The organism is Aureimonas endophytica, from assembly GCF_014642635.1.
In the GTDB taxonomy this organism is placed as follows: domain Bacteria; phylum Pseudomonadota; class Alphaproteobacteria; order Rhizobiales; family Rhizobiaceae; genus Plantimonas; species Plantimonas endophytica.
The window spans coordinates 1-782 of sequence record NZ_BMIQ01000037.1 but is presented as its reverse complement, the minus strand read 5'-3'; the positions used below and the strand labels follow the sequence as shown (position 1 = coordinate 782).

At 56.8% G+C, this 782-nt stretch carries 1 protein-coding gene; it reads right to left on the bottom strand.

What is annotated here, in order from left to right; translation table 11 throughout:
* Positions 1–519: 519 nt before the first annotated feature.
* The coding region (locus IEY14_RS25810; RefSeq protein ID WP_210318595.1) for a hypothetical protein at positions 520–782 on the bottom strand (263 nt) is incomplete at its 5' end.

Here is a 782-nt window from a genome sequence, read left to right as displayed (position 1 = left end):
GCTCCTGGCGGGGCTGGGGGAGGGCTTCCCCGTTGTCCTCTCGGGGGTCGCCGTGGCGGCTTGGAACGCCCATTGCGTGCGCTCCTGTGTCCCCAAGGGTCGGCATCCAGTGGGCGCGGCGGAGGGGTGCGGACCACAGGTCAGGGAACTGGGACTGCGTGGAGCAGGGAACCACGTAGTCCGCCCTCTGTTGGCACAACCTGGCGGTCGCAGAAAGGCCTCGCCTTTGGGCTCAAGGCCTTGACCGCTCCACCCCTTTGCTGAAAGGTCAGAGCCGCGCGGTTTTCCCAAGCAGCCGAGTGTCCGCTGCAAGTCCAAGGGCCAGAACCCTGAACTCTGGCCGGCTGGCCCAGCCCTGCTTCTGGCACTTTGGAGGCCAGCGGGCCCTTGACCACCTGCTGGGATGGGAAAGGGAAGGGTCCACGAATTGCACCCTAGAAACTTAGTAGGGTGCATGGGTTTCAAAACCCGGTGGCCGCCCAGGCAGCAAACAAGGGAGGAGGGCACCCTGCTGCCCTTTCATGGCAGCATCTGTGGCTGTCCTGCTGAGGGGGCCTTTCCATGGGGACCGTGTGCAGTACAAGTTTGGTGTTTTGGAACCGAATAATTAGAACGTGTAAAATTTTTAAATGATGTGGTGGTTTGATTCAAACAAAACAAAACCAAACAAAACAAAAAACCAAGCTCCAAGTTTTTTGCAAATTTAGGTCTTAATATTGAAGGCCTGTGTTCCTTCCACTGTGGCATTGTACGAAGAAATGTGCGGGGTTTTTTTTTTTTTA